Raw genomic sequence first — 26,712 nt, 5'->3', positions numbered from 1 at the left:
CAGTGATGTTTCCTCCCTATCGTTACGGAGTAAGACAACCATGAAGGCTCGCCACGAACACCCTGTCACCTACCGCACCGCGCTGGTCTTCGGCGCTTGCCTGGCCGCCGCTTTGCTCGCAGGCCAGGCCCACGCCTCCGGCGATGAGTCGGCCCCGCCCAAGCCCAACTGCCCCAAGGGCCAGGTCTGGGACACCAAGACCGGCAAGTGCGTGCTGCAAACCAGCAAGGCCACCTCCGACGCCGACCGCACCGATTACGCCTACCGCCTGGCCAAGGATGGGCGCTTTGATGAGGCGCTGGCCTTGCTCGACACTCTGCAAAATCCCAACACCGCCAAGGCCCTCAACTATCGCGGCTACGCCACGCGCAAGCTGGGGCGCACCGATGAGGGCATCGGTTATTACCTCAAGTCGGTTGCACTCGACCCCAACTACGCACAGGTTCGCGAGTACCTGGGCGAGGCCTATGTGATCAAGGGCCGGGTCGACCTGGCGCAAGAGCAACTGGTGAAAATCAAAGCCTTGTGCAGTACCACCTGCGAAGAATACGAAGACCTGGCCGCAGCCATCGCCGCAGCGCCACAGGCTTGAACGCCGTGAACCTGTCCGCAGGAGGCAGCCATCGTTCGGGACGCTGAGTTTCGCCGCGAGTTGGGCCAATTGTTGCCACGCTTGTGGCGATACGGTTGGGTGTTGTCGCGGCAAAAGCACCTGGCCGAAGATCTGGTGCAAGCCACCTGCGTAAGGGCCTTGGAGCGTGCCGGGCAATTCGTGGCCGGCACGCGCCTGGATCGCTGGTTGCTGGCGATCATGCACTCGATCTGGCTCAACGAACTGCGCTCGCAACGGGTGCGGCAAGGGCAGGGGTTTGTTGATGCCGAGCAGGTGCTGTCGTTTGATGGCGAGCGCCAGGCGCAGGAACAGATACTGGCCGCACAAGTGATCAAGCGCGTTAACGGTTTGCCCGAAGCGCAGCGCGAAACCGTGTTTCTGGCGTATGTCGAAGGGCTTTCATACAAGGAAATTGCCGAAATCCTGCAGATACCTATCGGCACGGTGATGAGCCGGTTGGCGGCCGCCCGCATTAAGCTGGCCGAAGCCGCCTCCCCAACAGCCCGGCAGGATAAAGCCAACGGAGAACGGCGATGAGCCACACTGACACACCGTCCGATGAGCAGTTATCGGCTTATCTGGATGGCGAACTGAGCGCAGACCAACATAAACGGATCGCCGACCAGGCCAGCGCTGACCCGGCGCTTGCCGCACGCCTGGACGCATTGCGCTGCGCTGACTTGCCGTTCAAGGCCGCCTTCGACACGGTGCTGGAACACGCCCCGACTGAACGCCTGCACGCAATGCTCAACGCCTTGCCACCGGCGGCGCCCCAAGCCTGGAGCCGTCGGCGTTTTCTTGCCGTGGCTGCGAGTTTCGCGGTGGCCGGCGTGGCGGCCGATCGCCTGTTCATAGGGTGGCAGCGTGCTGAACCCGGCCAAGGCTGGCGGGCCTCGGTGGCCGAATACATGGCCTTGTATACGCCCCAGACCCTGGAAAACCTCAGCCTCGACCCGGCCTCCCACACGGCCCAGTTGACCGCCGTGGGCGCACAACTGGGCGTGTCGTTATCGCCTGAGTCCGTGAGCCTGCCTGGCGCCGAATTCCGACGGGCGCAGATCCTCGACTATGACGGCGTGTTGATCGGTCAACTCACCTACCTCGACCCACGCCACGGGCCTTTGGCACTGTGCATCACCTCCAGTAAAAAGGGCATGCAGCCGTTGGCCAGCGAACAGCGCCGAGGCCTGAACGTGGTGTATTGGGCCAACCCTGCGCATGCTTTTATGCTGATTGGGAGAAACCCGGTTGAGGATTTGCAGCACATGGCCATTGGTGTCGAGAGCCGCTTGCCGGCCTGACCTCGGTGAGTCGTCGTCCGCAGCGCGTCGCCGTGCTCGACACCGACCTGCACCACGGTCAAGGTTTCCAGGAGATTTTCTACGAGCGGGACGACGTGCTGTATGTGTCCATCCACGGCGCCCGTGAAGCCGTGTTCTTCGACAAGCTCGAACTGGCCCAGCGGCGCTGAAGAACTTTTCGGCGGATGCGCTGGTGTTGTCCCTGGGCTTTGAAATTTGCGAGCTGGACCCGCAAAGCAAAGTCGCGGTGACGCGCGTCTGGCGAGAGGTGGTGTCGCGATAGAAGATGTCCTGTTGATTTTATGACAGGTTCGCGAGCATTCAAATTGGCCCGTATTGCAAAATTTTAAGGCGACAGCGTGCGAGTCTCAGGCGTCAACTCCAACACCCGATTCCTCCCGCCTTCCGCCAGCAGATAAGTGCCTCGATTCGTCGGCACAATTGACTGCGGCGCCTTCAGGAACGACAAAATCGTCTGTTGCCGCCCCTGTTTATCAATGAGCAGCAATCTTGCTCGGTGCGTCGAATCTTCATTCACCCACAGCCCGCGCTCATCGCACATCAAGAACGTGGGTTTGTTCAAGCCTGCCAGCACCACCGGATCGCTGCCGTCGTCGGTCAGTTCGCGCACCACGCCTTTTTTCTTTTCGGTGTAGAGCATTCGGCCGTCGGTGCAACGGGTGATGGACTCGCCTTCGTGCAGCTTGTCGCGTATGACAGTCAGCGATTGGTCACTCCAGCGGTAACGCAAAAGTCGCCCGTTGTCTTTGCGGTCTTCGATGGCGTAGAGGTCGTCGCCCTCGACCCACAGGCCTTGCACGTTTTCGCCGCGAAACAGCTCGGTCACCACGCCGTCCTTGAGAAAGCTGACCGGGGCGTCGCCGGTTTCCTGGCTGAACACCCAACCGCCATGGGTGGCGAACATGCCATCGGGCTTGGACAGGCTGCCCACCACCACGTCACGTCGCCCGTCGGGATGGATACGCACGATGCTGCCTTTGGCGTCATTGAGTTCCTGGCTGATCATCAGCGAGCCATCCGGCATGGGCATCAATGAGGCGGCTTTGGGCACGTCACTGTGCACGGTTTGCACGCTCCAGCCGGTCGCCGCGCTGACGGGGTAGAAGCTTTGCCAGGCGAAAAAGCCCAGGGTCGCAACAGCCAGCAAGCCGGTCAGGCTTAACGCCCAGCGCAAAGGTCGACGCGGGTTTGGGGTGTCATTCATTTTTTCTTCCTTGTTTTTGGGCACGCCATCGGTGGGCGTGATGCTTGCTCTCACCCGTGATTCTGAAATTGGGCGGCGTAATCCTGGCCGCCGTAAAACACGCCCAGGATCGACACGGTTTCAGTCTCGGCGGCCACGCTGAATGCGATGGCGGTGGTGTGCCGGTAATGGGTGATGCGCAAGGCAGGCAGCAGGTCGTTACGGCATTTACCGCGCAATGGAAACACACTGAGGCTGTCGCAGTAACTGATGATGTTGTCGATAAAACGTGCTGCAGCATCGGGGGCTTCGGTTTTGCTGATGTAGTCTTCAAGGGCGTCCAGTTGGGCTAACGCCTCAGGCGCAAAGGCTACCGTATAGCTCACGGTTTTTCTGTACCGGTTCGCTGGCGTTTGGCTGCCATGTGTTCGCGAACCTGCTCGGTGGAGAGCGCTCGGCCAGGGGCTGCCTCGAGAGCGGCGGCGGCGGGGATCACCTGGTCGCGCAACCAGTCTTCCATGGCGCGATCACGGGCCATCAGCGCCCTGAGGCCGTCGCGTATCACTTCACTTTCGCTCGCATATTCACCGGAGGTGACCTTGGCTTTGACCAGGGCGGCCATCTCGAGTGGCAAGGTAATGCTCATTTGCTGGGTTGAGCGCATGTCGAAGCCTGCGGACAGTGGGTAGGATTCAATCCTACTCGACCATTGGCGTGTTGCAAGGAGCAACTGACCGATGTCGGTGTCCGGCGTCTCATCGTCGATCCAAAATAGGTAGGGGTTCTGGCAGGTTTCCATGAGCGTTTCTCTCTCCTGTTGAGTAACTCAGGCTGCAAGTATTGACGCTTTTCAGCGACTGCGTGGCGCCACTCAGCCAATAACGCACTGATATGTATGACTTCATATTTGTAGCAGGGTTATTAACGCCAACCGTCCCTGCACGCATGGCGCCTTACCACCGGCCATACGATAATGCCCCCCAAATCGACCACACTGGCCCATCCCCCGTGATCATCAACTTCGACCTCAACGACCTCCAAGCCTTCCGCGCCGTGGTAGACAAGGGCAGTTTTCGCGGCGCCGCCGAGGCCATCCGCATCTCACAGCCAGCCCTGAGCCGGCGTATCGAAAAGCTCGAGTCCGCCCTTGACGTAAAGCTGTTCGAACGCACCACGCGCCGGGTTAGCCTGACCATGGTCGGGCGCGCGTTTCTGCCTCAGGTGGAGCGCATTCTCGACGACCTCGACATCGCCTTGATGGGTATCAGTAACGTCGCCTCCACGCGCATGGGCAACGTGACCATCGCCTGCGTGCCGTCCACCGCGTATTACTTCATGCCCCACGTGATCTCCGAATTTCACAAGCTATACCCGAAGATTCGCCTGCGTGTGCTGGATGCCAGCGCCGGTGAGGTGTGCAATGCGGTGGAAAGCGGTGAGGCGGATTTCGGCGTGAGTTTCAGCGGCAGCCTGGCCGATGAAGTGGAGTTCGAGTTGCTGTTCCAGGAGCGCTATGTGCTGGCCTGCCGCCGTGACCATGAGTTGGCCGAACGCGACAGCGTAAGCTGGGCCGAAGCCTACGAGCACGACTACATCACCGTCGACAAAACGTCGGGCAACCGCTTCCTGCTGGACCAGGCTTTGCGCGGCGTGCGGGTGAAAAAGCCGAGTATCTGCGAGACCCACCACGTGACCACCATGATCGGGCTGGTGGAGGCGGGGCTGGGCGTGGCGATGGTACCGTCGATTGCGATGCCGGCGTGCGAACACCCGATTCTGGTGAGTGTGCCACTGATCGAGCCGCAGGTGATGCGCCATGTGGGCTTGATAAAACGCCGCGGGCGGACATTGCCGCCAGCGGCGCTGGAGTTGGAGCGGTTGGTGCGCGAGATGCCGTTTCGGTCAGTGTGAAACCGAGTCCAGGCCGGTGGATTGCACCACCGGTTGCGCTTCGGGCGAGGCCAGGAACTGCAGCAACGCCTTGGCCTGGGCCGGGTGTTCGGCGTTGACCGGAATGCCCGCCGCAAAGCGCGTCACCGACTGCACGTCTTCCGGGATCTTGCCGACGTAGGTCACGCCCGGCACCGGCAACAATTCGGCCACTTGCTGCAGGCCCACCTCGTAATCACCCTTGGCGACCACTGACGCCACCGGGATGCGTTCGATCATGCTGCCCTTGGCGGGCATGCCGAGCTTCTTGAACAGCTCCTTCTCGACATACACACCGCTGGCGCTGTCCGAATACGCCACGGACTTGGCCTGGCTCAGCACTGCCTTCAGCTCGGCATCGGTGCCGATCGCAGGTTTGGCTGCGCCGGCTTTGACCACCAGGCCGATGCGCGAATCCGCCAGTTCCACACGGGACGCCGGGTCGACCTTGCCTTGTTTGATCAAGTCATCCAGGGCATAGCCGACCATGATCACCACATCGGCGTGTTCGCCACGGGCCAGGCGGTTGGGGATCGCCTCCGGCGCCTTGCCCATCGACGGGCCGAGGATGGTGTCCAGGGTGTCGCCGCTGTGCTCGGCATATTGCGGGCCGAGCAGTTTATAGGCGGCGGTGAAACCGCCGGAGGTCATCACCTTGAGCTGTTCGGCCTGGGCCGTCAGCGCCAGGGCGCCGAGGGCCAGGGCCGTCAGGGTTTTCAATAGTGTCTTCATTACACCGCCCCCTGCATGACTTGGCCACGCGTGTTGGCACGACGGTACAGCGCCAGGGTCGAGCACAGCGCGCACAACGCGGCAAACATCATCCAATAGGCCGGCGAGGCTTTGTCGCCAGTGATGTGAATGAACCACGTGGAGATCGCCGGCGTGAAGCCACCGAAGATCGCCGTTGCCAGGCTATAGGCCAGGGAGAAGCCCGCCACACGCACTTCCACCGGCATGATTTCGGTCAGCGCCGGGATCATCGCGCCGTTGTACATGCCGTACAGGAACGAGAACCACAGCAGGGTTTCGAGCATATGCGCAAAGCTTGGCGCATTGACCACGAACGACAGTGCCGGGTAGGCGGTGATCACGGTCAGGGCGGTCATTGCGACCAGCACCGGCTTGCGGCCAAAGCGGTCACTCAGGGTGCCGCCGATCGGCAGCCAGACAAAGTTCGACACGGCCACCAGCAAGGTCACCAGCAGGGCGTCGGAGGTGCTCAGTTGCAGCACGGTCTTGCCGAAGGTCGGCGCGTATACCGTGATCAAGTAAAACGCGGTGGTGGTCATGGCCACCATCAGCATGCCGCCGATCACCACACTCCAGTTTTTCACCAGGGTCGCCAGCACTTCGCGCATGGTCGGGCGATGCTTGCGGTTGGCGAACTCTTCGGTTTCCTGCAAGTTGCGACGCAGCACGAAGATGAACGGGATGATCACGCAGCCGAGGGCGAACGGAATGCGCCAGCCCCAATCGGCAACGACCGAGGGTTCCATCCACACATTCAGGCCGTAGCCCAGTGCGGCGGCCACTACGATGGAGATCTGTTGGCTGCCCGACTGCCAGCTGGTGTAGAAGCCTTTGCGGCCTGGCGTAGCCATTTCAGACAGGTAAACCGACACACCGCCCAGTTCTGCGCCAGCCGAGAAGCCTTGCAGCAGGCGGCCCAGCAGCACCAGCAACGGCGCCCACAGGCCAATGGTCTGGTACCCCGGCACGAGCACGATCAGCAACGTACCGCTGGCCATGATCGACAGGGTCACGATCAAGCCTTTGCGACGACCGACGTCATCGATATAGGCACCCAGGATAATCGCGCCCAGGGGCCGCATCAGGAAGCCTGCACCGAACACGGCGAAGGTCATCATTAATGACGCAAACTCATTAGCGGCGGGGAAGAACGCGGCAGCGATATAGGTGGCGTAGAAGCCGAACAGAAAGAAGTCGAACTGTTCGAGGAAGTTGCCCGAAGTAACGCGCAATACCGCACCAACTTTCGAGCGGGCAGAGTCGGGCCGGGAAGGGCTAGTCATGGTTTTGTGTCTCCAGCGTTCTTTTTAAAGTGCTTGTTTCGCTTAAGACCGCGGATAGTGGCTGACACATTTAGAAATGATAAGTGAGTAATTTGGATGGATTGATGCGTCTTGGCTATCAATCGCGGCGTCCGTCAAAATCTCACTGCTGTTCTATGCTTTACAGGTGACCAATTCTTACGGATGGGAGGTGCGTATGGGTAACGAGTACGAACGCCAGGACAAGCCGGAGCATGAACAGCCCCAGCGGCAACGCGAAGAAGACAAGCCGCAGACCTGGAAACATCCAGACGACGGCACCGAGCTGTCCGAGCGCGATCAGGAGCGACCGCTCAAGCCGTGAATTCCAAGGCGATGATGATCAAACTGTGGGAGCTGGCTTGCCTGCGATGGCGGCGGGTCAGTCTCTACATCTGTGCCTGACACACCGCTATCGCAGGCAAGCCAGCTCCCACAATGTTTCTGTGTTCAGCCCACTATCGGCGTACACAACTCCACCAGCGTGCCATCCGGGCAGCGCACATACGACACCACTTGCCCCCAGGGCTTGGTGCTCGGTGGCGACAGCTCCTTCGCACCGTGTAACAGCGCCTTGGCATGGGCGACGAATACATCCTCGGTGACAAACCCCACCTCCATCCCCAGCGGCTTTCGGGAGGCGTGCGCCTCGACGTGCCCGCCGTCGAAGTTCATTTCGCCCAGTTCATGCGCGGCAAACGACAGCGTGGTGTCCCCCGTTTCCAGCTCGCCATAAGTGCCGGATTCATGCAAAAACCGGCGACTGAACCCAAAGGCTGCTTCAAAGAATGCCAGTGACGCGGCAACGTCGGGCACATAGATAATGGTGTAGGCGAATTTCAAGATAGGCAGTCCTTGCAGAAAAAGTGACAGTTCATGAAGCCAATACTGAGATAGGAAAACCCCACGCCAGCACCCAATAGGCCACTGCCGCGGCCAGGCATAAGCCAATAAACACCCGCGTCAGTGTCCTGACGGTAGGGTTGGCAATGAACCGGACGACCCAGAGGCAGAGCCCGGCCACGACCATGGCCAAGGCAATAATGACCAGCACGATGGCGTTCCTTTGACCTTCAAGCGCTGATTTATAGTCCCAAAGGCGCCGGATGAACAGTGTTCACATAGACGCAGCCCCGCGGGCTTTCTAAACTGCGGCTTGTCTTGGGGAAAGGGGCAGGCGCCGATGAATCGCAATGAATTACGCAAGGCCGACATCAACCTGATGGTGGTCTTCGAAGCACTGATGCTCGAGCGCAATGTGACGCGGGTGGCAGAGAAGCTGTTTCTCGGCCAGCCGACCATCAGTTCGGCGCTCAACCGCTTGCGCACCTTGTTCAACGACCCACTGTTTATTCGCGTCGGTCACCGCATGGAGCCCACCGCGCGGGCCGAGGAGATCATCCAGCACCTGTCGCCGGCCCTGGACTCTTTGTCGTCGGCCTTGAGCCTGACCCACGATTTCGACCCGACCCAAAGCACCATGACCTTCCGCATCGGCCTGTCCGATGACGTCGAGTTCGGCCTGCTGCCGCCGCTGCTGCGGGCCTTGCGTCAGGAAGCGCCGTTGGTGGTGTTCGTGGTGCAACACGTCGATTACTGGCGCATCCCCGACCTGCTGGCTTCCGGCGATATCACCGTGGGCATCACCCAGACCCGCGGCCTGCCGGCCAATGCCAAGCGCAAGTTGTTGCGGCATATTCGCCCCTGCCTGTTGCGCGCCGATGCCTCGGACACACCGCTGACCCTCGACGAATATTGCGCCCGTCCCCATGTGCTGGTGTCTCACACCGCCAACGTGTCGGGGTTTGCCGACGAGTGGCTGGCCGAGATTGGTCGCAAGCGCCACGTGGTGCTGTCCGTACCTCAGTACAGCGCATTGCCGGCGTTGCTCGCCGGCACCGACATGATCGCCAGCCTGCCGGATTACACCGCCCATGCCATGGCCGCCGGCGGCAACCTGTTTTGCGAGCCGTTCCCGTTCGAAACCCCGACCCTGGACCTGTCCATGGTCTGGCTCAGCCACGTCGACACGGACCCTGCCGAACGCTGGATGCGTTCACGGCTGGAAGCGTTCATGAGTGAACGCGACAGGCTGCCGGTAATCGCGGAAAAATCTTGAGATAAGCCTTCAGGGAGATCCACCGATGACTTCATCCCGTTCTTTGCTGCGTGGGCGCGGCAGTCATGACAGCGGCAAGGTGGGCATGGTCGAGCTGTTTTTCGACCTGGTGTTCGTGTTCGCCGTGACCCAGTTGTCCCACTCGCTGCTGGCCCACCTGAGCCTCGGCGGCGCGGTGCAGGTGGCGCTGATGATGGTCGCGGTGTGGTGGGTGTGGATCTTCACCTCGTGGATCACCAACTGGCTGGACCCGGAAAAAATCCCTATCCGCATTGGCCTGTTCGGCTTGATGGTCGCCGGCCTGTTGCTGTCTTCATCAATCCCCAAAGCCTTTACCGATCGCGGCCTGTTGTTCGCCGGCGCTTACGTCTTCATGCAGGTGGGCCGCACGCTGTTTGCGTTGTGGGCCGTTCGCGGCGAGTCGCTGAACATGACCCGCAACTTCCAGCGGATCCTGGCGTGGATGCTGTGTTCCGGGGTGTTCTGGCTCACCGGCGGCCTGCTCGAAGGCGAGCAACGCCTGGCTTTCTGGGCGCTGGCGCTGCTGATAGAACTGATATCGCCGTCGGTGTATTTCTGGGTGCCAGGGCTTGGGCGCTCGACCCTGGCGGACTGGAATGTCGAAGGCAACCACATGGCCGAGCGTTGCGGCCTGTTTGTGATTATCGCCCTGGGTGAATCCTTGCTGGTGACCGGCGCCACGTTCGCCGAGTTGCCGTGGAGCGTCGAAGGCCTGGGTGCTTTCCTGGTGGCCGTGGTGGGCAGTATTGCGCTGTGGTGGATCTATTTCGACAGCGGCGCCGAGCGCGCCCATCACCGGATTGCCAGCTCCGCCGACCCCGGCCGCCAGGCGCGTATCGCCTACACCTATCTGCATGTGCTGATCGTCGCCGGGATCATCGTCAGCGCGGTGGCCGACGAACTGGTGCTGGTGCATCCAGGGCATGCCAGCCAGGCGGGCGTGCTGGCGATGATTGCCGGGCCGTTTTTGTTTTTGCTCGGCAGTGCGTTGTTCAAGTGGGTGATGAGTGACCGGCCGTTGCCACCGCTCTCGCACCTGGGCGGGCTGCTGATGTTGCTGGTGCTGTTGCCGCTGGGGTTGCAGCATATGTTTTCGGCGTTGGCGCTGGGCGCGTTGACCACGGCGGTGTTGGTGATCGTGGCGTTCTGGGAAAATCGTTCGCTGCGGGGGCTGACCGAAGTTTCACATTGAAATCGGTCTGCCTTCGTTCAACTGCATGCTATATGTAGGTTTCTTTTCAAGCCCACTCGGAGCTTTTCATGCCGCACCTGCACCTGGAATACACCGCCAACCTGACCGGCCTTGCCGTCGAGAAAACCCTGCTGCGCCTGAACAACGTGCTGATGGCGTCCGGGCAGTTCGGTTCCGAGTTCGATATCAAGAGCCGCGCAATCAAGGTCGAGAGTTTCCAGGTGGGCACTTCCCTCAGCCCGCGCGGTTTTATTGCGGTAAAGCTCTCGCTGCTCAGCGGGCGCTCACCGCAGGTCAAGCAGCAGTTGTCGGAAAGCTTGTTGGCGGCCCTGCAGGACGCGGCTGAGTGGCCGGCCGATCTGCAGGTTCAACTCAGTGTGCAGTTGATGGACATGGATCGTGATTCCTACAGCAAAGAAACAGCGGTGAGCGGGAAGCTGCAAGCTTCAAGTTGAGAACGCGAGCACTTGCAGCTTCTAGCTTGCAGCTTCTAGCTGATCTTCACACACCTTGACGATCTGCTCGCGAAACCAGGTATTGGCGCTGTCCTGACCACTGGTTTCATTCCACTGCATATCCAGGGTAAACCCCGGTAACCCGTTCGGCGCTTCGCAATGGCCGAACACGGTGGCCGGGGCCAGCAGCTTTTGCACGCGACGGGGCAGGGTGACGATAAAGTCGGTGCCACTGATCATCTTCAAGGCGGCGCTGTAGCTGTTGGCACGGGCAATCACCTGGCGCTTGTGAGCCTGGCGTGCCAGCCAGCCGTCGATCATGTTGGTGTCGGAGGTCCAGGGCGCGGGGAACACGTGGCGCCGTTCGACAAACGATTGCAGGCTGAAGGCCGGCTCGCGCGGCGTGGCGCGTTTATCAAACACACACACTAAATCGTCTTCCAGCAGCATCTGGGTCTTGAAGTCTTTGTGGGCACGGTGAAGGTGCGGGCCGAAGCAAATCACCAGGTCGAGACGGCCTTCGCGCAGGTCCTCGGCGGGCAGCTCGGTTTCCAGCTTTTGCACATTGATGATCACCGGCAAGTCGGCTTGGTCGAAGTTCTTCAACAGGCGTGGCAGGATCAGTTGCTCGAAGTATTCCGGGGCACAGACATTGAAGGTCACCGCCTGCTGCGTCGGGTCGAAGGCCTGGCTGCCGGCATGGCACAGGTTGATGCTTTCAAGGATCTTCTGCACGTGTTCGTACATGGTTGTGGCCTTGTACGTCGGGCGCATGCCGGCCCGCGTGTTGATAAACAGCTCATCCTCAAAACTGGTGCGCAGCTTCTTCAGGCTGTAGCTCACGGTTGACTGACTGACGAACAGCGTCTCGGACACCTCGGTAACGCTGCTCTGGTCATAGACGGCGATAAACACCATCAAGTCCTGCATATCAAGCTTTCTGAGCAAGTTACTGTTTAGCATCGGTTTCGTCCGTAAACCCTTTGTACCGAACTCAGTACAAGACTGGCAAAAGCTTAACGGAACGGTCGTACCAATAGAAAGCGCTGTAGGGCGTTTCTATGTTTGGTGTGGGACATAAAATGTTGGCAACACGACGTCAGTGAATATGTCGGCTGTAATGCTTTGGGTTCAAGCGTGTGACGATCAGCACAGTGACCACCAGGCCACAGCAGGTCGAGGGGTTGCGGGCTGAAGATAGGGCAATAAACAGCACCGTGGGAGCTGGCTTGCCTGCGATGGCAGTCTACCTGCAGCGAATTTACCGTCTGACACACCGCTATCGCAGGCAAGCCAGCTCCCACAGGGGGACGGTGTTGTCAGCTCGCGCGAATCACATGCTTGATCTCCTGAAACGCCGCCAAGCCCCACGGCCCCAGTTCGCGGCCGATACTGCTCTGCTTGTAGCCGCCCCATGCCGTCTGCGGGAAGATCACCTGCGGTGCGTTGATCCACACCAGGCCCGCCTGCAAGGCATTGGCCACGCGTTCGGCGGCTTCGGCATTGGCGCTCACCACACTGGCGACCAGGCCGAAATCGCTGTCGTTAGCCAGGGCGATGGCCTCGGCTTCAGTGGTAAAGCGTCGTACACACAGCACCGGGCCGAAGATCTCTTCATTCCACAAGGCGCTGCCTGATGGCACGTCGGTAAACACTGTCGGGCGAATGAAAAAGCCTTTTTCCAGATCAGCCGGGCGATCGCCGCCGCACAACAAGCGCGCGCCTTGGTCGATACCACGCTGGATATGCCCCAGCACCCGCTGATACTGCGCACGGTTGATCAGCGCGCCCATCTCCACATCCTCGGCAAACGGGTCGGCCACGCGAATCCCTTCAGCCCGCGCCTGCAAACGCTGCAGGAATTCATCCGCCAGGTTGTCGGCTACCAGCACGCGACTGGTGGCCGAACAGATCTGCCCGGCATTGAAAAAACCACCGCCACAGGCCAGCTCCACTGCCAGGTCGAGGTCGGCATCGGCCAGCACCAGCAATGAGGATTTGCCGCCCAGTTCCAGGCTCACACCCTTGATGGTTTCGGCGGCGCGCTGCATCACCTGCACGCCCACCGCATTGCTGCCGGTAAAGGAAATTTTCGCCACGCGACGGTCCGCAGCCAGCGGCGCACCGACCGCCAGCCCCGTGCCACACACCAGGTTAAACACACCCGCCGGGAAGCCTGCTTCGGCAATAATCCGCGCCAATTGCAACTCCGCCAGGGGCGTGACTTCCGACGGCTTAAGCACCACGCAGCAACCGGCCGCTAACGCGGGGGCAAGCTTCCAGGCGGTGGTCACCATCGGGAAGTTCCACGGCACGATCAAACCCACCACGCCACAGGGTTCGCGGCGCAGGCGTGCGCTGAAATCGTCGCTGGGCAATGCCACCATGCAGTCTTGACCTGCGTCCATCGCGTCGCAGATGCCCGCGTAGTATTCGAAGGTGGCAATCACGTCATCCACATCAATAGCCGCTTCAAACAGCGGCTTGCCGTTGTTGCTCGACTGCAACTGCATCAGTTGTTCACGTTGCTCGCTCACACTTTGGGCGACCTTGCGCAACAGGGCGCCGCGATCACGGCCACTGCTTTTCGACCAGTCGACAAAAGCCGCGCTGGCCGCGTCGACCGCCAGTTCCACTGCTGAGGCATCGCCCACGCTGACATGGGCCAAGGTCGCTTCGGTAGCCGGGTTGATCACCTCCAGCACCGCATGGCCCGCCTGCCATTGGCCGTTGATAAACACACCGTTCAAGACTGCGCTCATACCGCCACCTCCTGCATCCAGAGCCCTTGGTTGATTTCAATCAGTGTCGGCCCCTGGCGATCCGCGGCGGTGCGCAACGCGCTGCGCAATTGCTCGACGCCCTGGATACTTTCTGCTGCGCAACCCAAGGCCTTGGCTACGCCGATAAAGTCCGGGGTGTAGATGTCCACACCGACCGGCTCGATGGCGCGGTTGAGCATGTATTTCTTGATCTCTTCATAGCCCTGGTTATTCCACAGCAGCACAATCACTGGCACCTGCGCCTCTACCGCGCTGGCCAGTTCCGGCAGGGAAAATTGCAGGCCGCCGTCGCCGATCAGGCACACCACCGGCTGGCCGTCACCTCGGCCCAGCCAGGCACCGACTGCAGCGGGCAGGGCGTAGCCCAAGGTGCCGTAGCCGGTGGAGGAGTTGAACCAGCGGCGTGGGTGGTCAAGGTTCAGTGTCAGGTTGCCGCTGTACACCGGCTGGGTGGAGTCGCCCACCAGCACGGCGTTGGGCAGCGCTTGCAGCACGGTGTTGAGGAACAGGGTTTGTGCGCGGGTGGCAGCGTCCCAGTTGGGCGCCAGTTCGGCCCACAAACGCGCGACTCGTTCAGCGCCCCAATCGCGGTTGCGGGCAGGCAATGGGGTTTTATTCAATTCGGCGAGCAAGGCGTCGGCGGCTATCTGTGCATCGGCTACCAGTGCCACGTGCGGCGGGTAGTTGCGTACAGTCTGGTCGGGGTCGATGTCGATACGCAGCAGTGCGCCGGGGATCTCGAAGCCGCCGGCGAAGGTCACGTCGTAGTCGGTTTCTGCCAGCTCTGTGCCGATGGCCAGCACTACGTCGGCTTCAGCGACCAGCGCACGGGTGGCGACCAGGGTTTGCGTCGAGCCGATCAGCAGCGGGTGGGTCGCTGCCAGCATGCCTTTGGCATTGATGGTCAGCGCCACCGGCGCGCCGAGGATGTTGGCCAGGCGCGTCAGCTCTGGCGCGGCATCGATGGCACCGCCACCGGCCAGGATCAGCGGGCGTTTGGCCGCTGCGAGCAATTGGCTCATCTGCTTGACCGCCGACGGCGACGCACCGGCGCGGGCAACGCTGACCGGCTCGCTGCCCAGCAACGCGTCGGCATTCTCCACCAGCACATCCAGCGGGATTTCGATATGTACCGGGCGTGGTCGCCCCGCCTGGAACAATGAAAACGCCCGTGCCAGCACACCAGGCAATTCCGCCGCCGACATCAACGTGTGGGAGAACGCCGACACGCCGGCGATCATCGCGCTCTGGTTCGGCAGCTCATGCAGTTTGCCGCGCCCGCCGCCCAATTGGCTGCGCGACTGCACGCTGGAAATCACCAGCATCGGGATCGAGTCGGCGTAGGCCTGGCCCATGGCGGTGGTGATATTGGTCATGCCCGGGCCGGTGATGATGAAGCACACGCCGGGTTTGCCGCTGGTGCGTGCATACCCGTCGGCCATGAAGCCGGCGCCCTGTTCGTGGCGCGGGGTGACATGGCGGATGCCGGAATGCGCCAGGCCGCGATACAGCTCAACGGTGTGTACGCCTGGAATGCCGAACACCTGGTCCACGCCGTAGCTTTCCAGGAGGTTGACCAATACTTCGCCGCAGGTCGCCATACATGTCGCTCTTGTTATGGATTCGAGGCGCTATTGGAGCGGCTGGCCCGTAGCGGCAACAATCGATAAAAAGTCATACTAGCCATGTCCCCACGTCATGGCTCACACACGATGAAACGCCTTCCGCCGCTGCCTGCGCTGCACACGTTTTGGGTCACTGCCCAGTGCTGCAACTTCACCCGCGCCGCCGAGCAACTGCACATCACCCAGGGCGCAGTGAGCCGCCAGATTGCCGGCCTGGAAAGCCATTTGGGTTACGCCCTGTTTCAGCGCCAGGCGCGGGGCTTGAGCCTCACCGAAGAAGGCCGCGAGTGGTCACTGCGTGCGCAGCAAGTATTCGGCCTGATCGGTGACGCGGTGGAGCAGATCGGCAGCCGCCGCGCGACCCTGCAACTCAAGGCCTCCACCTGCGTGATGCGCTGGCTGCTGCCGCGCCTGTTGCAATGGCAGAAGGAGCGCCCGGATGTGCCGGTGGAACTCACCACCACCGTGGCCTATACCGTGGACTTTCGTCGTGAGCAATTTGATGCGGCGGTGATCTATGCGCCCATCGCCGAGCAGTCGGCTGAGGCACGGCACCTGTTTGATGAGCAACTTACGCCAGTGTGCGCACCGGCGCTGCTCGGCGCTTTGGATACCCCGGCAGACTTGCAGCAACAAGTGCTGCTGCACCCCACGCGGGACGAGCGGGATTGGGCGTTGTGGTTAAAGGCGGCGAATACGCGGTTGAGCAACCTGGCCCAGGGGCATCATTTCGAGACGCTGGACCTGGCCATGACGGTGGCGTCACAAGGCTCGGGTGTGGCGATTGGCGACAGTGCGCTGATTGGTGAGGATGTGAAAGCCGGGCGGCTGGCGACGCCGTTTGAACTGCGGGTGCCGACGGGGATGGGCTATTACCTGGTGTACCCGCCGGGGATCGAGCCGTCGGCTGGGCTGCAAGCGTTGATGGGGTGGCTGGTGAGCGAGGCACACCAGTCTTAACACTGAAGATCAAATGTGGGAGCTGGCTTGCCTGCGATGGCATCAACTCGGTTTAACAGGTACACCGAGTTGCCCGCATCGCAGGCAAGCCAGCTCCCACACAAGCCAGTTCCCACAGAGTCAGTAACCGACGGTGAAGCGTTGGCGCGAGTGCTTCGGCGATTCCACTTCGTCGATCAGGGCGATGGCAAAGTCAGCAAAACTGATCCAGCTACGGCCCTCGGCGCTCACCAGCAGATCGTCCTGGCCCAGACGGAATTTCCCGGTGCGCTCGGTTTCAACAAACTCCGCCGATGGCGACAGGAAGGTCCAATCCAGTTCTTTTTCCTGACGCAGCACGTCGAGAAACTCAGCCCCGGCGCTGGCTTCGGCTTTGTATTCAGCCGGGAAACCCTCGCTGTCGATCACTCGACTGCCACCTGGCAACAACAGCGAACCCGCACCGCCCACCACCAGCAGGCGTTTCACGCCGGCTTTTTTTACCGGGCCGATCACGGCGCTGGCGGGCAGGGTGGCGAAGTGCGCCGCACTGATCACCACGTCGTTGCCGCTCACTGCTTGCTGCAAGGCCGTTGCATCAAGGGCGTCGACCTTTTTAACGGTAAGGCCTGGGCGTGCGGCCAGCGTGTCGGTATTACGCGCAATGGCAGTAACGGTATGCCCACGACGCAGCGCTTCTTCCAGCAGTTGGCTACCGGCACGGCCGGTGGCACCAATGATTGCAATCTTGCTCATGACGTTCTCCAGTACGTTAGGGTTTAAAACCAATCACCACTTCATTTCGCCCTTGGCGACTTTGGCACCCAGTTCCAGGCTGCTTTCGTCTTTAAGGTTCGGGTAACGCTTTTTCATCGCCGCGATCAGCGCAGTCGAGTCCTTGGCCTTGGCGGTCTCGATATCGAAGGCCTTGATGTAGTCGGCGGTAAAGGCCACGGACTGCACGGTCGGTGTGCCAAGGTAGTGGCCAGGGATCACGGTGGCCGGTTTCAGGTCCTGGATACGTTGCAGGGTGGCCAGCCAGTCGGTGTGGGATTTGGCGGTTTGCGTGTCGGCCATCCACACGTGGGTGTTTTCAAACACCACGACGCCACCGACGACCGCCTTGATCGAGGGGATCCACACAAAGGTGCGCTCAGGTTGCGGACCGTCCAGGCCGATCACTTCCAGGCTTTTGCCTTCCAGCGTCAGGGTATGGCCCTGCAACACCTGCGGGATGATGGCTTTGCTTGGCTTGTCGTCGCCGAGTTTCGGGCTCCAGAACGCGATTTTTTGCTCGACGGTGGCCTTGATATGGTCCACCACCGGCTGGGTGGCCAGCACTTTGGCGTCGGGGAACGCGGCGGTCAGGGTGTCGAGGCCGAAGTAGAAGTCCGGGTCGCCGTCGCTGACGTAGATGGTGGTGAGGTGTTTGCCGCTGCTGCGGATTTTCTGCACCAGTTGCTCGGCTTGGGTCTTGCCGAACTGGGCGTTGACCAGGATGAGGTCTTTTTCACCGCTGACCAGTACCGAGCTGACCGGCATCATGGCCGAGGTGCCAGGGTTGTAGGCATCCAGCTTCAGGTCGGCAGCCGCAGCATGGGCAGCGAACGCCAGGGCGGCCGAAGCCAGGGCAAATCGTTTAAGTACCGAGATCATGTGCAGCTCCAGCAGCAGGTAAGTGATGCACAGAGCTTAGTTGCACCAAACACAACAAAAAATGCGATGCTTGGACATAGTTTGTTTCTAAAAGCGTGCAAATCATGGATCGTCTTCAAGCAATGCGGGTGTTTGTCACGGTAGTTGACCTGGGCAGCCAGTCCGCCGCCGCCGATCAGTTGGACCTGTCGCGGCCGGTGGTCTCGCGCTATCTGGCTGAACTTGAGGATTGGGTCGGTGCGCGCTTGATGCATCGCACCACGCGCAAGCTCAGCCTCACCGCCGCCGGCAGTGAAACGCTGCCGCGCTGCCGGCAAATGCTGGAGCTGTGCAGTGACATGCAGGCGGCCGTCAGTGAGCCGGATGAAGCGCCGCGTGGCCAGTTGCGCCTGAGTGTCAGTAGCTCATTCGGCCAGGCTCAGTTGGCGGATGCTGTGGCCGAATTCGTCAAGCGCTTCCCGTTGGTCAACATCGACCTGCAGATGCTCGACCGCACGGTAAACCTGGTGGATGAGCGTATCGACCTGGCCATCCGCACCAGCTTTGAGCTGGACCCCAACCTGATCGCGCGCAAGCTCACGCTGTGTCGCTCGGTGATCTGCGCGTCACCGGCGTACCTGCTGGAACACCCGCAGCCTCGGCAAGTCCACGACTTGGCGGAGCACAACTGCCTGACGCATTCTTACTTCGGCAAAAGCCTGTGGCACTTCACCGAGAACGGCGAAGCAGTCTCAGTGGCGGTGCAGGGCAATATTACCGCCAACGAGGCCACGACCTTGCTGCGGGTGACGCTGGCGGGCGCCGGGGTGGCGCGGCTGCCCAGTTATCAGGCGGGGGACTACATCCGCAGTGGCGAATTGATCAGGCTGCTGCCCGAGGCTGAGCCGCAGCAAATGAACGTCTACGCCGTGTATGCCTCGCGTAAACACATGCCGTTGGCGTTGCGCAGCCTGCTGGATTTTCTGGTGCTGCGGTTCCCGGAAGAGCCAGTGTGGGATATCGGTCTGTAAAGCCGACATAAAGATGTTGAATGACGCCCAATAATGGCAACTCGCCCTGACTGACCTATGCTTTAAACAGCACCGAGTCGATCTATTCAGAGGTGTGCCATGACCCTAAAAATTAGAAAGTACCTGATGATTTTCATCCTGTGCGCGTTGGCTACCGCGCTGTACGGCACGGCCGCCTATCGGGTTGAACAGACCCGTATGCAACCGACCTTTGCGATCAGTTGCCATCAGGATCTGTGTGTGCCGCGTACCGGTAGTTTCAGCGCGCTCAGGTAGGCTGTGATCGTTCCCACGCTCCGCGTGGTAATGCAGCCCAGGACGCTCCGCGTCCCGCGTCAATCCGCCTTCAGCTGCTCGCGAAACGCCTTGGGCGAAAACCCCACCCGGCGGCGGAACAGCCGGGAGAAGTTGGTCGGGTCGGAAAACCCCAACACCTCCGACATCTCATTGATGGTCATGCTGGTATAGGTCAGCAAGCGCTTGGCTTCCAGCAACTGGCGGTCATGCATGATCTGCAAGGCAGGCTGCCCACCCAATTCCCGACACGTACCGTTCAGGTGTGAGACCGAGATACCCAGCTTGTGCGCCAGGTCTTCAATCTTCGGGTGTTCGCGGTAATGTTGCTCGACCAATTGCGTGAAGCGACGGAAATACTCCCGACCACGTGGGGCACGCGGGTGGCGGCGCTGGATGGCTTGACGGCTGATCCACACCAGCAGCACGCTGACCAGGGCGTGCATCATCATGTCGCGGGCCGGTTGTTCATCGGCGTACTCATCCTGCAGTCGGTCGAACAGGCTGTTGAGGTAATCGCTGTCCTTGCCGGCGGGGTAATTGCCCAGGGCCTGCAAACCGTCCACCGTCGCGCCCAACTGTGTCTGCAAATGGCTGACCAGCGGCGCGGCCAGCGTCAGGATAAAACCTTCCACATCTTCAGAAAACCGAAACCCGTGTACACACAACGGCGGCAGCACCTGCAAGGTGGCTTCGCTGAGGGTAGTACGCTGGCCTTCGATTTCCAGCTGCGCCTGGCCTCTGTGTACGTACAGCAACTGGCACAGGTCCGCGTGCCGGTGGGGTTGGATTTCCCACTGGTATTCCCGGCTCCGTCGGGAAATGGTTTCACAGTGCAACAAATCCGGAGTCGGCCATTGCTGACTTTCTCCGTAAAGCTTGAAGACCGGAATCGCGGTACTGGCAGTTTTGGTCATGGTTTCAATCCGATACTCAGGATAGTGGTGCGGTAATCGCCCCAATTGGCAAAAAGCGCAGGCTTTGTCTCAGTTTTCACCTTCTTATGGCGGCCACTCAAGTGAAAAATGATCAGCAACAGGATGAATGACAACTCTTTCACCCTATCCGTTCGGGTGAAGCTTGCGAGCCATAAAAATAATGAAAACGCTGAAAACCCAAGTCGCCATTATTGGCGCCGGTCCCTCCGGATTGCTGCTCGGCCAACTGCTGCATAACGCTGGTATCCAGACCCTGATTCTAGAGCGCCAGAGCGCCGACTACGTGCAAGGCCGCATCCGCGCCGGTGTGCTGGAACAAGGCATGGTCGACCTGCTGCGCGAGGCGGGCGTCAGCCGACGCATGGACGCCGAAGGCCTGGTGCATGACGGCTTTGAGTTGGCACTCAATGGCCAACTGACCCATATCGACCTCAAAGGCTTGACCGGCGGTCAGTCGGTGATGATCTACGGCCAGACCGAAGTCACCCGCGACCTGATGGCCGCCCGCGAAGCTGCCGGCGCTGTGACCCTGTACGAAGCGCGCGACGTGCAGCCCCATGACCTTAAAACTGATCGGCCCTGGCTCACCTTCGAACATGACGGCGAACACGTGCGCCTGGACTGCGACTACATCGCCGGATGCGACGGTTTTCACGGGGTGGCGCGCCAGTCGATTCCGGCGCAGTCGTTGCAGGTGTTCGAGCGCGTCTATCCGTTCGGCTGGCTGGGCATCCTCGCCGATACACCGCCGGTGCATGACGAGCTGGTGTATGCCAAACATTCGCGTGGCTTTGCGTTGTGCAGCATGCGTTCGCCGACCCGCAGCCGCTATTACCTGCAGGTGCCGGTCGATGAGCCTCTGGATGATTGGTCGGATGAGCGTTTCTGGGCCGAGCTGAAAACCCGCCTGCCCAGCCAGTTGGCTGAGCAACTGGTCACCGGGCCGTCAATCGAAAAAAGCATCGCGCCGCTGCGCAGCTTTGTGGTGGAGCCGATGCAGTACGGGCGCCTGTTCCTGCTCGGTGACGCCGCGCATATCGTGCCGCCCACCGGCGCCAAAGGCTTGAACCTGGCGGCCAGTGATGTGAGCACGCTGTTTCGGATCATGCTCAAGGTGTACCGCGAGGGCCGCGTGGACTTGCTGGAAAAATACTCGGCCATCTGCCTGCGCCGGGTGTGGAAGGCCGAGCGGTTTTCCTGGTGGATGACCTCGATGTTGCACCAGTTCCCGGACGCCGACGGCTTCAGCCAGCGAATTGCCGAGAGCGAGCTTGAGTATTTCATCCATTCGCAGGCGGGGCGCAAAACCATCGCAGAAAATTACGTCGGACTTCCTTACGAAGCTATCGAGTAGCCTGCTATCGTATCCAGCATTCCCGCAGGCTCTTCCTTGCCTGCGGGCCTTGCTCGAAGGTTCTGCCGTGACCAGCCTCAACCAACCCGCTCAGCCCGTTCCTGCCGTTCGCAGTGTGCTCGCCGCCTTGATGCTGGCGATTTTCCTCGGCGCCCTGGACCAGACCATTGTCGCCGTGTCCATGCCGGCGATTTCCGCGCAGTTTCACGATGTAAACCTGCTGGCCTGGGTGATCTCCGGCTACATGGTGGCGATGACCGTGGCCGTACCGATCTACGGCAAGCTCGGCGACCTGTACGGGCGCCGGCCGATGATGTTGATCGGCATGGGTGTGTTCACCCTGGCCTCGCTGTTTTGCGGCATGGCGCAAAGCATGGAGCAGTTGGTGCTGGCGCGGATTCTCCAGGGCATCGGTGCCGGCGGGATGATCTCGGTCAGCCAGGCGATCATTGGCGACATCATCGCGCCCCGTGAGCGTGGGCGTTACCAGGGCTATTTCAGCAGCATGTACGCGGTGGCCAGTGTGGCCGGGCCAGTGCTGGGCGGCTACATGACCGAATACCTGTCGTGGCGTTGGGTGTTTTTGATCAACCTGCCGCTGGGCGCCGGGGCCTGGTATGTGGCGCACCGCACACTGGTAGGGCTGCCGGTGCCGCAGCGCAAGCCGATTATCGATTACCTCGGCACCGTGCTGATGATCATCGGCCTGACCGCCTTGCTGCTGGGCATCACCGAAATCGGCCAGGGCCATCATTGGCGTGACGAGCAAGTACTGGGACTGTTGGCCTGCGCGTTGGTGGCCTTGACGGTGTTCGTGTGGCACGAACGCCGGGCGCGCGAGCCATTGTTGCCGATGCACCTGTTCGCCAATCGCAGCGCGGTGCTGTGCTGGTGCACGATTTTCTTCACCAGCTTCCAGGCGATTTCCCTGACGGTGTTGATGCCGTTGCGTTATCAGACGGTGACCGGCTCGGGGGCCGACAGCGCCGCCTTGCACTTGCTGCCATTGGCCATGGGCTTGCCGATGGGGGCCTATTTCGCCGGGCGCATGACCTCGGTGACCGGGCGTTATAAACCGATGATCCTCACCGGCGCATGCTTGAGCCCGCTGGCGATTCTCGGCATGGCCTACAGCGCGCCGCAGGCGGTGGAGCTTACGGCGGTGTTTATGCTGCTGTGCGGGATTGCGGCGGGGATGCAGTTTCCGACGTCCCTGGTGGGTACACAGAACTCGGTGGAGCAGCGCGACATTGGCGTGGCCACCAGCACGACTAACCTGTTCCGCTCGTTGGGCGGGGCGGTCGGTGTGGCGTGCATGTCGGCACTGCTGTTGGCGTTGTTGCAGGACTCCAGCTTTGCGCATTTGGCCAGCGGCGCGCTGGGGGCTGAAGGCAGTTCCGGCAACGTGTTGCTCGACGGCCTCAACGCCGCGCCGGGGCCTGCGCAGGATGCCTTGCGCGGGGAGCTGGCGGTGACATTCCGGCATTTGCTGATGGTGAGTGCGGCGGTGTCGTTGCTGGGGTTGGCGGCGGCCATTGCGATGCCCAATCGTGTGCTGCGTGGGCGTGAAGACAAAGCACGTTAACTGACACAACGATGATCAAACTGTGGGAGCAGGCAAGCCAGCTCCCACAATGGATTGCATTCCAACTCAGATCAGGGGCTGTAGTACCCAACCGCCACCATAAAATGCCCGGCCTTGCGCACGTACGCATGCTTGTTCTCAACCTTGTCGGTCACCGGGTTCTTCCAGCGGTACTTGTATTCGCCCTGATCCTGCTCGGCCATCAGCTTCAGAATCGGTTCACCCACCGGCTTGCCATCCGGGTCTTTGATCTTGCGAAAGTCGGTATTGACCAGTCGCAAGTTGGTGCCATGCGCCACATACCGCCCGGTGTTCAGATCGACCACAAATACATACAAATCATCCTGCAGAAACCCGCCCTGCAATGAGTTGATGGCCTTGAGCGTGCCTGCCTCATCCTTGACCAGCGCCTTCACAGCCTTGTTGCGCAACGCTCGGGCCTGTTCCGGTGTGGCCCGTGGCAGGTAGTAACCCACCGCCAGGATGCGTTCACCCACGCGCTGATAAAACACGTGCTTGTGCTCAACCTTGCCGTCGTTCCAGTTCTGCCAGCGGTAGTCGGCTTGTTGGATGCCCTGGCCTTCGGGCACGGTCAGCGCCTGTTTGAACGAAGCTTGCAGGTCTGGCCCGAGCACCTCGGACACATCACGGCCGATCAATGCAGAGGAAGGCCCGCCGCTGGCTAACAACACGCCCTTGGTGTCGACCACGAACACATAGCGGTCATGGTCGATAAACTCACCCTGGCGGCTGAACGCGGCGAAGGCTTTGTCGCCGTTGCTTTGGAAGTAAGTGACAGCCTTTTCCAGCAGAGCCTTGGCGGCCCGAGCGTCCTCATCCTGAGTGGTCGCGTGCACCTGGCTGAACCCCAACAGCAGCAGGCAGGTGAGTCGGAGCAATCCCTTCATTACCGATCCCTCGTTATGGTTGATGTGAGCACAGCGTAGACGGCTCCTGCTCAGGGCGCCGCCAGCCACTGATTGACGATGCCTTCATACACCCCGGTGGCCATGCTCAGGTGCAGCCACTGGTCGACGTAGCTTTTCCACGCCACATCATCGCGGGGCAGCAGGAAGGCCTTTTCGCTGTATTGCATCTGCCGCTCGGGGTTGACCGCACACAGCCCAGGTTTCTGTTTTTGCTGGAAGCGCGCTTCGCTGGCGTCGGTGATCATCACGTCGGCTTTGCCCGCCAGCAGTTCGTCGAAAATCGTCACGTTGTCATGCAGGCGGATTTGCGCCTTGGCCAGGTGGGCGCGGGCAAACACCTCGTTGGTGCCGCCCGCCGGCTCGATCACACGCACCTGCGGCTGGTTGATCTGCTCGACGCTCTGGTAGCGCTGTACATCGGCGCAGCGCACCAGCGGGATCTTGCCATCGACGCCGAGAGGCTGGCTGAAGAAGGCTTTTTTCTGGCGTTCCAACGACACCGAAATACCGCCCACCGCGATGTCGCAGCGCTGGGCGAGGAAGTCCGGCATCAGGGTTTTCCAGGTAGTGGGCACCCATTTGATGTTGGCGTTGAGGCTCTTGGCCAGGGACTCGGCCATGGCGATATCAATGCCTTCGTAGCGCCCATCGGCACGCAGCGAGGTGTAGGGCTTGTAGTCGCCGGTGGTGCAGACGGTGAGGGTGCCGTTTTGCAGCACCTCGTCCAGGCGTGAATCGGCCAGGGCGTGGGTGGCCACGCTTGCCAGTAAACAGAAGACCAGGGGAGCTTTCATGCGGTCAAATCCTTGGGGCATGCTCGGGTCGCCATTATTTCCAGCTATGCGCAGGGATGGCAATTGTTTAGCCAGGCTGCAACCAAACTCCGTCAACCCTGAATTGAACAACCTTTGTGGGCGTGTGACGCTGCCGGGCATCTACCTCACTGTGAATCTCGCATGGACGGCTCCCCCGACACTCACCTCGCGACACTGCCGTCCGCGCTGGCCTTCTGGGCCTTGTTCCACTGCCGACACGCGCGCCCACCGGATACCTTTCTCTTACGTTGATTTGCCCCATGAATGACGCGCACCTGTGCGCCTGCCTGACGCAAACGTATGAGAGTTCCCATGAGTGTTTTTGCCAGCCTGCAAGAAGCCCAGTCTTTTCTTGAACAGCACCCGGACATCGAAATGTTCGAGTTGTTTATCCTCGACAACAACGGCGTACCGCGCGGCAAGTTGCTGCACCGCGATGAGCTGCTGGCGGTGTATGAAAGTGGCCGCCCGTTGCCCAGCACCATCCTGGGCCTGACGATTAACGGCGACGACGTGGAAAACTCCGGGCTGGTGTGGGAAGTCGGCGATATCGACTGCCGCGCCTACCCGGTCAGCGGCAGCTTGCAGCGTATGCCGTGGCGCCTGATCCCCACAGCCGCCGTGCAAGTCAGCATGCACCCCACCGAAGGCTTGCCGGCCACCGTGGCTGACCCTCGGCATTTGCTGGCCAAGGTGATCGACGACCTCAAGGCCGACGGTTATTACCCGGTGATGGCGGCGGAGTTGGAGTTTTACCTGCTCGACCAGAAACCCGACAGCAACGGCCGCCCACAACCGGCACGGGATGTGGACGGCAATCGCCCGCGCTCGACCCAGGTGTACGGCCTGCGTGAGCTGGAGCAAATCGAGCCGTTCCTGGCCGACCTCTACAGCGCTTGCAAGCTGCAAGGCATTCCGGCGCGCACGGCGATTTCCGAGTATGCGCCGGGCCAGGTGGAAATCACCCTGGAACATCGCGCGGATGCCCTGCAAGCCATGGACGAAGCGGTGCGCTACAAGCGTCTGGTCAAGGGCGTGGCGCATAAGCACGCAATGACCGCCTGCTTTATGGCCAAGCCGTTCGATGACCTGGCGGGCACCGGCATGCACATGCATGTGAGCCTGGCGGATGCCCAGGGCAATAACCTGTTCGCCAGCGAGGCCGCCGATGGCACGCCGCTGCTGCGCCAGGCGGTGGGCGGCATGCTCAGCACCTTGCTTGATTCGCTGCTGATGTTTTGCCCGAATGCCAACTCTTATCGGCGCTTCCAGACCAACAGCTATGCGCCGCTGGCGGCCACCTGGGGCGTGGATAACCGCACCGTCAGCCTGCGCGTGCCGGGCGGGCCTGCCTATTCCCGGCATATCGAACACCGGATTTGCGGGGCCGACGCCAATCCTTACCTGGCGGCTGCCGCCATCCTGGCGGGTATTCACCGAGGCATTCGCGAACAGCGCGACCCCGGTGCGCCGGTGGAAGGTAACGGATACGCCCAGGCCAAGGAGTTGCTGCCCACTGACTGGCTGACCACCTTGCGTGCGCTGGAGGGTTCAAGCTGGGCGCGGGAGGCGTTTGGCAGTGAGTTTCTCGGCGTCTATTTGGCGGTGAAGCGTGAGGAATATCGTCAGTTCATGGGGGAGGTGGGCGAGCAGGATTGGCGCTGGTATCTGCATCAGGCGTGATCCGCTGGCAGCAGATTTGGATACACCGAAGAGCTGCTTTTCTGTGGGCGCTGGCTTGCCTGCGAAGGCATCAACTCGGTGTACCCGATGTACCGAGGTGCCAGCATCGCAGGCAAGCCAGCTCCCACAGTCGAACGTCGGTGTTTTACAGGCGTCACGGTTTCAACCTTTTTTTCACGTTGCAGTGGTTAAGCTGCGGATCAAGGTCGTTCA

The 26,712-nt window shown here is 61.0% G+C and carries 29 protein-coding genes and 1 pseudogene; 15 read left to right on the top strand and 15 right to left on the bottom strand.

What is annotated here, in order from left to right:
* Positions 1 to 40: 40 nt before the first annotated feature.
* The 4 genes and pseudogenes from ACQY47_RS07115 to ACQY47_RS07100 form a co-directional block, all read left to right on the top strand.
* Positions 41 to 592, top strand: coding sequence for a tetratricopeptide repeat protein (locus ACQY47_RS07115; protein ID WP_017137350.1), 552 nt, complete (start codon positions 41 to 43; stop codon positions 590 to 592).
* Between the two features lie 60 nt (positions 593 to 652).
* Positions 653 to 1,150 carry an RNA polymerase sigma factor gene (locus tag ACQY47_RS07110; protein ID WP_017137351.1) on the top strand — a complete coding sequence of 166 codons (498 nt, stop codon included), beginning with the start codon at positions 653 to 655 and terminating at the stop codon, positions 1,148 to 1,150.
* Positions 1,147 to 1,914, top strand: a complete 768-nt coding sequence (locus ACQY47_RS07105; RefSeq protein ID WP_428556674.1) for an anti-sigma factor family protein — start codon at positions 1,147 to 1,149, stop codon at positions 1,912 to 1,914. Before ACQY47_RS07110 ends, ACQY47_RS07105 begins: the two co-directional genes overlap by 4 nt.
* A 23-nt stretch (positions 1,915 to 1,937) precedes the next feature.
* Positions 1,938 to 2,170 (top strand): annotated as a pseudogene (locus tag ACQY47_RS07100) (histone deacetylase family protein); the annotation flags it as partial.
* 90 nt (positions 2,171 to 2,260) lie between these two features.
* Here ACQY47_RS07100 and ACQY47_RS07095 read toward each other — a convergent pair.
* The 3 genes from ACQY47_RS07095 to ACQY47_RS07085 are packed head-to-tail and all read right to left on the bottom strand — an operon-like array spanning position 2,261 to position 3,917.
* On the bottom strand, positions 2,261 to 3,139 hold the full coding sequence (locus ACQY47_RS07095; RefSeq protein WP_428556672.1) for a hypothetical protein: 879 nt from the start codon (positions 3,137 to 3,139) through the stop codon (positions 2,261 to 2,263).
* A gap of 50 nt (positions 3,140 to 3,189) precedes the next feature.
* Complete coding sequence (locus ACQY47_RS07090; RefSeq protein WP_099548647.1) at positions 3,190 to 3,504, bottom strand: type II toxin-antitoxin system RelE/ParE family toxin; 315 nt, start codon at positions 3,502 to 3,504, stop codon at positions 3,190 to 3,192.
* Complete coding sequence (locus ACQY47_RS07085; protein WP_225933039.1) at positions 3,501 to 3,917, bottom strand: ribbon-helix-helix domain-containing protein; 417 nt, start codon at positions 3,915 to 3,917, stop codon at positions 3,501 to 3,503. The genes ACQY47_RS07090 and ACQY47_RS07085 overlap by 4 nt, the downstream gene beginning before the upstream one ends.
* Positions 3,918 to 4,126: 209 nt before the next feature.
* Here ACQY47_RS07085 and ACQY47_RS07080 point away from each other — a divergent pair, with 209 nt between their 5' ends.
* Complete coding sequence (locus tag ACQY47_RS07080) at positions 4,127 to 5,029, top strand: LysR family transcriptional regulator (protein WP_017137357.1); 903 nt, start codon at positions 4,127 to 4,129, stop codon at positions 5,027 to 5,029.
* Here the strand turns inward: ACQY47_RS07080 and ACQY47_RS07075 are convergent.
* The gene (locus tag ACQY47_RS07075) at positions 5,021 to 5,779 is read right to left on the bottom strand and encodes a substrate-binding domain-containing protein (protein ID WP_017137358.1); all 759 of its coding nucleotides are present in this window, start codon (positions 5,777 to 5,779) and stop codon (positions 5,021 to 5,023) included. The two genes, ACQY47_RS07080 and ACQY47_RS07075, sit on opposite strands and share 9 nt — an antisense overlap.
* Entirely contained in the window at positions 5,779 to 7,083 is a 1,305-nt protein-coding gene (locus tag ACQY47_RS07070) for an MFS transporter (RefSeq protein ID WP_428556668.1), read from the bottom strand. Before ACQY47_RS07070 ends, ACQY47_RS07075 begins: the two co-directional genes overlap by 1 nt.
* A 196-nt stretch (positions 7,084 to 7,279) precedes the next feature.
* Between ACQY47_RS07070 and ACQY47_RS07065 the strand changes: the two genes are divergently transcribed.
* Entirely contained in the window at positions 7,280 to 7,426 is a 147-nt protein-coding gene (locus ACQY47_RS07065; RefSeq protein WP_428556666.1) for a hypothetical protein, read from the top strand.
* A gap of 125 nt (positions 7,427 to 7,551) precedes the next feature.
* Here the strand turns inward: ACQY47_RS07065 and ACQY47_RS07060 are convergent, their stop codons facing one another.
* Entirely contained in the window at positions 7,552 to 7,944 is a 393-nt protein-coding gene (locus tag ACQY47_RS07060; protein ID WP_017137361.1) for a VOC family protein, read from the bottom strand.
* A 31-nt stretch (positions 7,945 to 7,975) separates the two neighbouring features.
* Entirely contained in the window at positions 7,976 to 8,155 is a 180-nt protein-coding gene (locus ACQY47_RS07055; RefSeq protein ID WP_017137362.1) for a hypothetical protein, read from the bottom strand.
* A gap of 129 nt (positions 8,156 to 8,284) precedes the next feature.
* On the opposite strand from ACQY47_RS07055, the gene ACQY47_RS07050 reads away from it, so the two are divergent.
* The 3 genes from ACQY47_RS07050 to ACQY47_RS07040 all read left to right on the top strand — a co-directional run bounded on the left by ACQY47_RS07050 (position 8,285) and on the right by ACQY47_RS07040 (position 10,888).
* Complete coding sequence (locus ACQY47_RS07050) at positions 8,285 to 9,220, top strand: LysR substrate-binding domain-containing protein (RefSeq protein ID WP_017137363.1); 936 nt, start codon at positions 8,285 to 8,287, stop codon at positions 9,218 to 9,220.
* Positions 9,221 to 9,245: 25 nt separating this feature from the next.
* Entirely contained in the window at positions 9,246 to 10,433 is a 1,188-nt protein-coding gene (locus ACQY47_RS07045; protein WP_017137364.1) for a low temperature requirement protein A, read from the top strand.
* A gap of 68 nt (positions 10,434 to 10,501) precedes the next feature.
* The gene (locus tag ACQY47_RS07040; protein ID WP_428556663.1) at positions 10,502 to 10,888 is read left to right on the top strand and encodes a 5-carboxymethyl-2-hydroxymuconate Delta-isomerase; all 387 of its coding nucleotides are present in this window, start codon (positions 10,502 to 10,504) and stop codon (positions 10,886 to 10,888) included.
* A 21-nt stretch (positions 10,889 to 10,909) separates the two neighbouring features.
* Here the strand turns inward: ACQY47_RS07040 and ACQY47_RS07035 are convergent, their stop codons facing one another.
* The 3 genes from ACQY47_RS07035 to ACQY47_RS07025 form a co-directional block, all read right to left on the bottom strand.
* Positions 10,910 to 11,851 (bottom strand): LysR family transcriptional regulator, encoded by a 942-nt coding sequence (locus tag ACQY47_RS07035; RefSeq protein WP_428556661.1) that lies wholly within the window; start codon positions 11,849 to 11,851, stop codon positions 10,910 to 10,912.
* Positions 11,852 to 12,207: 356 nt separating this feature from the next.
* Positions 12,208 to 13,650 carry an aldehyde dehydrogenase family protein gene (locus ACQY47_RS07030; RefSeq protein ID WP_428556659.1) on the bottom strand — a complete coding sequence of 481 codons (1,443 nt, stop codon included), beginning with the start codon at positions 13,648 to 13,650 and terminating at the stop codon, positions 12,208 to 12,210.
* Complete coding sequence (locus tag ACQY47_RS07025; RefSeq protein ID WP_428556657.1) at positions 13,647 to 15,272, bottom strand: 5-guanidino-2-oxopentanoate decarboxylase; 1,626 nt, start codon at positions 15,270 to 15,272, stop codon at positions 13,647 to 13,649. The genes ACQY47_RS07030 and ACQY47_RS07025 overlap by 4 nt, the downstream gene beginning before the upstream one ends.
* A gap of 111 nt (positions 15,273 to 15,383) precedes the next feature.
* Between ACQY47_RS07025 and ACQY47_RS07020 the strand changes: the two genes are divergently transcribed.
* On the top strand, positions 15,384 to 16,256 hold the full coding sequence (locus ACQY47_RS07020; protein ID WP_428556655.1) for a LysR substrate-binding domain-containing protein: 873 nt from the start codon (positions 15,384 to 15,386) through the stop codon (positions 16,254 to 16,256).
* Between the two features lie 120 nt (positions 16,257 to 16,376).
* Here the strand turns inward: ACQY47_RS07020 and ACQY47_RS07015 are convergent, their stop codons facing one another.
* Positions 16,377 to 16,991, bottom strand: a complete 615-nt coding sequence (locus ACQY47_RS07015; protein ID WP_017137370.1) for an NAD(P)-dependent oxidoreductase — start codon at positions 16,989 to 16,991, stop codon at positions 16,377 to 16,379.
* Positions 16,992 to 17,024: 33 nt separating this feature from the next.
* Positions 17,025 to 17,891, bottom strand: a complete 867-nt coding sequence (locus tag ACQY47_RS07010; RefSeq protein ID WP_236462046.1) for an MBL fold metallo-hydrolase — start codon at positions 17,889 to 17,891, stop codon at positions 17,025 to 17,027.
* A gap of 104 nt (positions 17,892 to 17,995) precedes the next feature.
* On the opposite strand from ACQY47_RS07010, the gene ACQY47_RS07005 reads away from it, so the two are divergent.
* Complete coding sequence (locus tag ACQY47_RS07005; protein WP_428556652.1) at positions 17,996 to 18,901, top strand: LysR family transcriptional regulator; 906 nt, start codon at positions 17,996 to 17,998, stop codon at positions 18,899 to 18,901.
* A gap of 99 nt (positions 18,902 to 19,000) precedes the next feature.
* Positions 19,001 to 19,177, top strand: coding sequence for a hypothetical protein (locus ACQY47_RS07000; RefSeq protein ID WP_017137373.1), 177 nt, complete (start codon positions 19,001 to 19,003; stop codon positions 19,175 to 19,177).
* Positions 19,178 to 19,236: 59 nt separating this feature from the next.
* Here the strand turns inward: ACQY47_RS07000 and ACQY47_RS06995 are convergent, their stop codons facing one another.
* Positions 19,237 to 20,112, bottom strand: a complete 876-nt coding sequence (locus ACQY47_RS06995; protein ID WP_170040558.1) for a helix-turn-helix domain-containing protein — start codon at positions 20,110 to 20,112, stop codon at positions 19,237 to 19,239.
* Positions 20,113 to 20,302: 190 nt separating this feature from the next.
* Here ACQY47_RS06995 and pobA point away from each other — a divergent pair, with 190 nt between their 5' ends.
* On the top strand, positions 20,303 to 21,487 hold the full coding sequence (pobA, locus tag ACQY47_RS06990; protein WP_428557349.1) for a 4-hydroxybenzoate 3-monooxygenase: 1,185 nt from the start codon (positions 20,303 to 20,305) through the stop codon (positions 21,485 to 21,487).
* Between the two features lie 67 nt (positions 21,488 to 21,554).
* A complete protein-coding gene (locus ACQY47_RS06985; RefSeq protein ID WP_169985528.1) occupies positions 21,555 to 23,072 on the top strand; it encodes an MDR family MFS transporter in 1,518 nt (505 codons plus the stop codon).
* Between the two features lie 71 nt (positions 23,073 to 23,143).
* On the opposite strand, the gene ACQY47_RS06980 is transcribed toward ACQY47_RS06985, so the two are convergent.
* A complete protein-coding gene (locus ACQY47_RS06980) occupies positions 23,144 to 23,980 on the bottom strand; it encodes a cache domain-containing protein (RefSeq protein WP_017137378.1) in 837 nt (278 codons plus the stop codon).
* A 50-nt stretch (positions 23,981 to 24,030) separates the two neighbouring features.
* Positions 24,031 to 24,795: a transporter substrate-binding domain-containing protein gene (locus ACQY47_RS06975; protein ID WP_026013725.1), complete on the bottom strand. Its 765-nt coding sequence runs from the start codon at positions 24,793 to 24,795 to the stop codon at positions 24,031 to 24,033.
* Positions 24,796 to 25,128: 333 nt separating this feature from the next.
* Between ACQY47_RS06975 and ACQY47_RS06970 the strand changes: the two genes are divergently transcribed.
* Positions 25,129 to 26,499, top strand: a complete 1,371-nt coding sequence (locus tag ACQY47_RS06970; RefSeq protein WP_017137380.1) for a glutamine synthetase family protein — start codon at positions 25,129 to 25,131, stop codon at positions 26,497 to 26,499.
* The last annotated feature ends 213 nt before the right edge of the window (positions 26,500 to 26,712 follow it).

This window comes from Pseudomonas edaphica (assembly GCF_965277385.1).
Classification (GTDB): domain Bacteria; phylum Pseudomonadota; class Gammaproteobacteria; order Pseudomonadales; family Pseudomonadaceae; genus Aquipseudomonas; species Aquipseudomonas edaphica.
Note: the sequence above shows the minus strand (reverse complement) of the source record. Positions and strands in the feature narration are given on the sequence as shown.

Coding starts and splice junctions, on each gene's coding strand:
- ACQY47_RS07115 (WP_017137350.1), top strand. CDS start 41: ATGAAGGCTCGCCACGAACACCCTGTCACCTACCGCACCGCGCTGGTC.
- ACQY47_RS07105 (WP_428556674.1), top strand. CDS start 1,147: ATGAGCCACACTGACACACCGTCCGATGAGCAGTTATCGGCTTATCTG.
- ACQY47_RS07095 (WP_428556672.1), bottom strand. CDS start 3,139: ATGAATGACACCCCAAACCCGCGTCGACCTTTGCGCTGGGCGTTAAGC.
- ACQY47_RS07085 (WP_225933039.1), bottom strand. CDS start 3,917: ATGGAAACCTGCCAGAACCCCTACCTATTTTGGATCGACGATGAGACG.
- ACQY47_RS07075 (WP_017137358.1), bottom strand. CDS start 5,779: ATGAAGACACTATTGAAAACCCTGACGGCCCTGGCCCTCGGCGCCCTG.
- ACQY47_RS07070 (WP_428556668.1), bottom strand. CDS start 7,083: ATGACTAGCCCTTCCCGGCCCGACTCTGCCCGCTCGAAAGTTGGTGCG.
- ACQY47_RS07065 (WP_428556666.1), top strand. CDS start 7,280: ATGGGTAACGAGTACGAACGCCAGGACAAGCCGGAGCATGAACAGCCC.
- ACQY47_RS07050 (WP_017137363.1), top strand. CDS start 8,285: ATGAATCGCAATGAATTACGCAAGGCCGACATCAACCTGATGGTGGTC.
- ACQY47_RS07045 (WP_017137364.1), top strand. CDS start 9,246: ATGACTTCATCCCGTTCTTTGCTGCGTGGGCGCGGCAGTCATGACAGC.
- ACQY47_RS07040 (WP_428556663.1), top strand. CDS start 10,502: ATGCCGCACCTGCACCTGGAATACACCGCCAACCTGACCGGCCTTGCC.
- ACQY47_RS07035 (WP_428556661.1), bottom strand. CDS start 11,851: ATGCTAAACAGTAACTTGCTCAGAAAGCTTGATATGCAGGACTTGATG.
- ACQY47_RS07030 (WP_428556659.1), bottom strand. CDS start 13,650: ATGAGCGCAGTCTTGAACGGTGTGTTTATCAACGGCCAATGGCAGGCG.
- ACQY47_RS07025 (WP_428556657.1), bottom strand. CDS start 15,272: ATGGCGACCTGCGGCGAAGTATTGGTCAACCTCCTGGAAAGCTACGGC.
- ACQY47_RS07020 (WP_428556655.1), top strand. CDS start 15,384: ATGAAACGCCTTCCGCCGCTGCCTGCGCTGCACACGTTTTGGGTCACT.
- ACQY47_RS07015 (WP_017137370.1), bottom strand. CDS start 16,991: ATGAGCAAGATTGCAATCATTGGTGCCACCGGCCGTGCCGGTAGCCAA.
- ACQY47_RS07010 (WP_236462046.1), bottom strand. CDS start 17,891: ATGATCTCGGTACTTAAACGATTTGCCCTGGCTTCGGCCGCCCTGGCG.
- ACQY47_RS07005 (WP_428556652.1), top strand. CDS start 17,996: ATGGATCGTCTTCAAGCAATGCGGGTGTTTGTCACGGTAGTTGACCTG.
- ACQY47_RS07000 (WP_017137373.1), top strand. CDS start 19,001: ATGACCCTAAAAATTAGAAAGTACCTGATGATTTTCATCCTGTGCGCG.
- ACQY47_RS06995 (WP_170040558.1), bottom strand. CDS start 20,112: ATGACCAAAACTGCCAGTACCGCGATTCCGGTCTTCAAGCTTTACGGA.
- ACQY47_RS06980 (WP_017137378.1), bottom strand. CDS start 23,980: ATGAAGGGATTGCTCCGACTCACCTGCCTGCTGCTGTTGGGGTTCAGC.
- ACQY47_RS06975 (WP_026013725.1), bottom strand. CDS start 24,795: ATGAAAGCTCCCCTGGTCTTCTGTTTACTGGCAAGCGTGGCCACCCAC.
- ACQY47_RS06970 (WP_017137380.1), top strand. CDS start 25,129: ATGAGTGTTTTTGCCAGCCTGCAAGAAGCCCAGTCTTTTCTTGAACAG.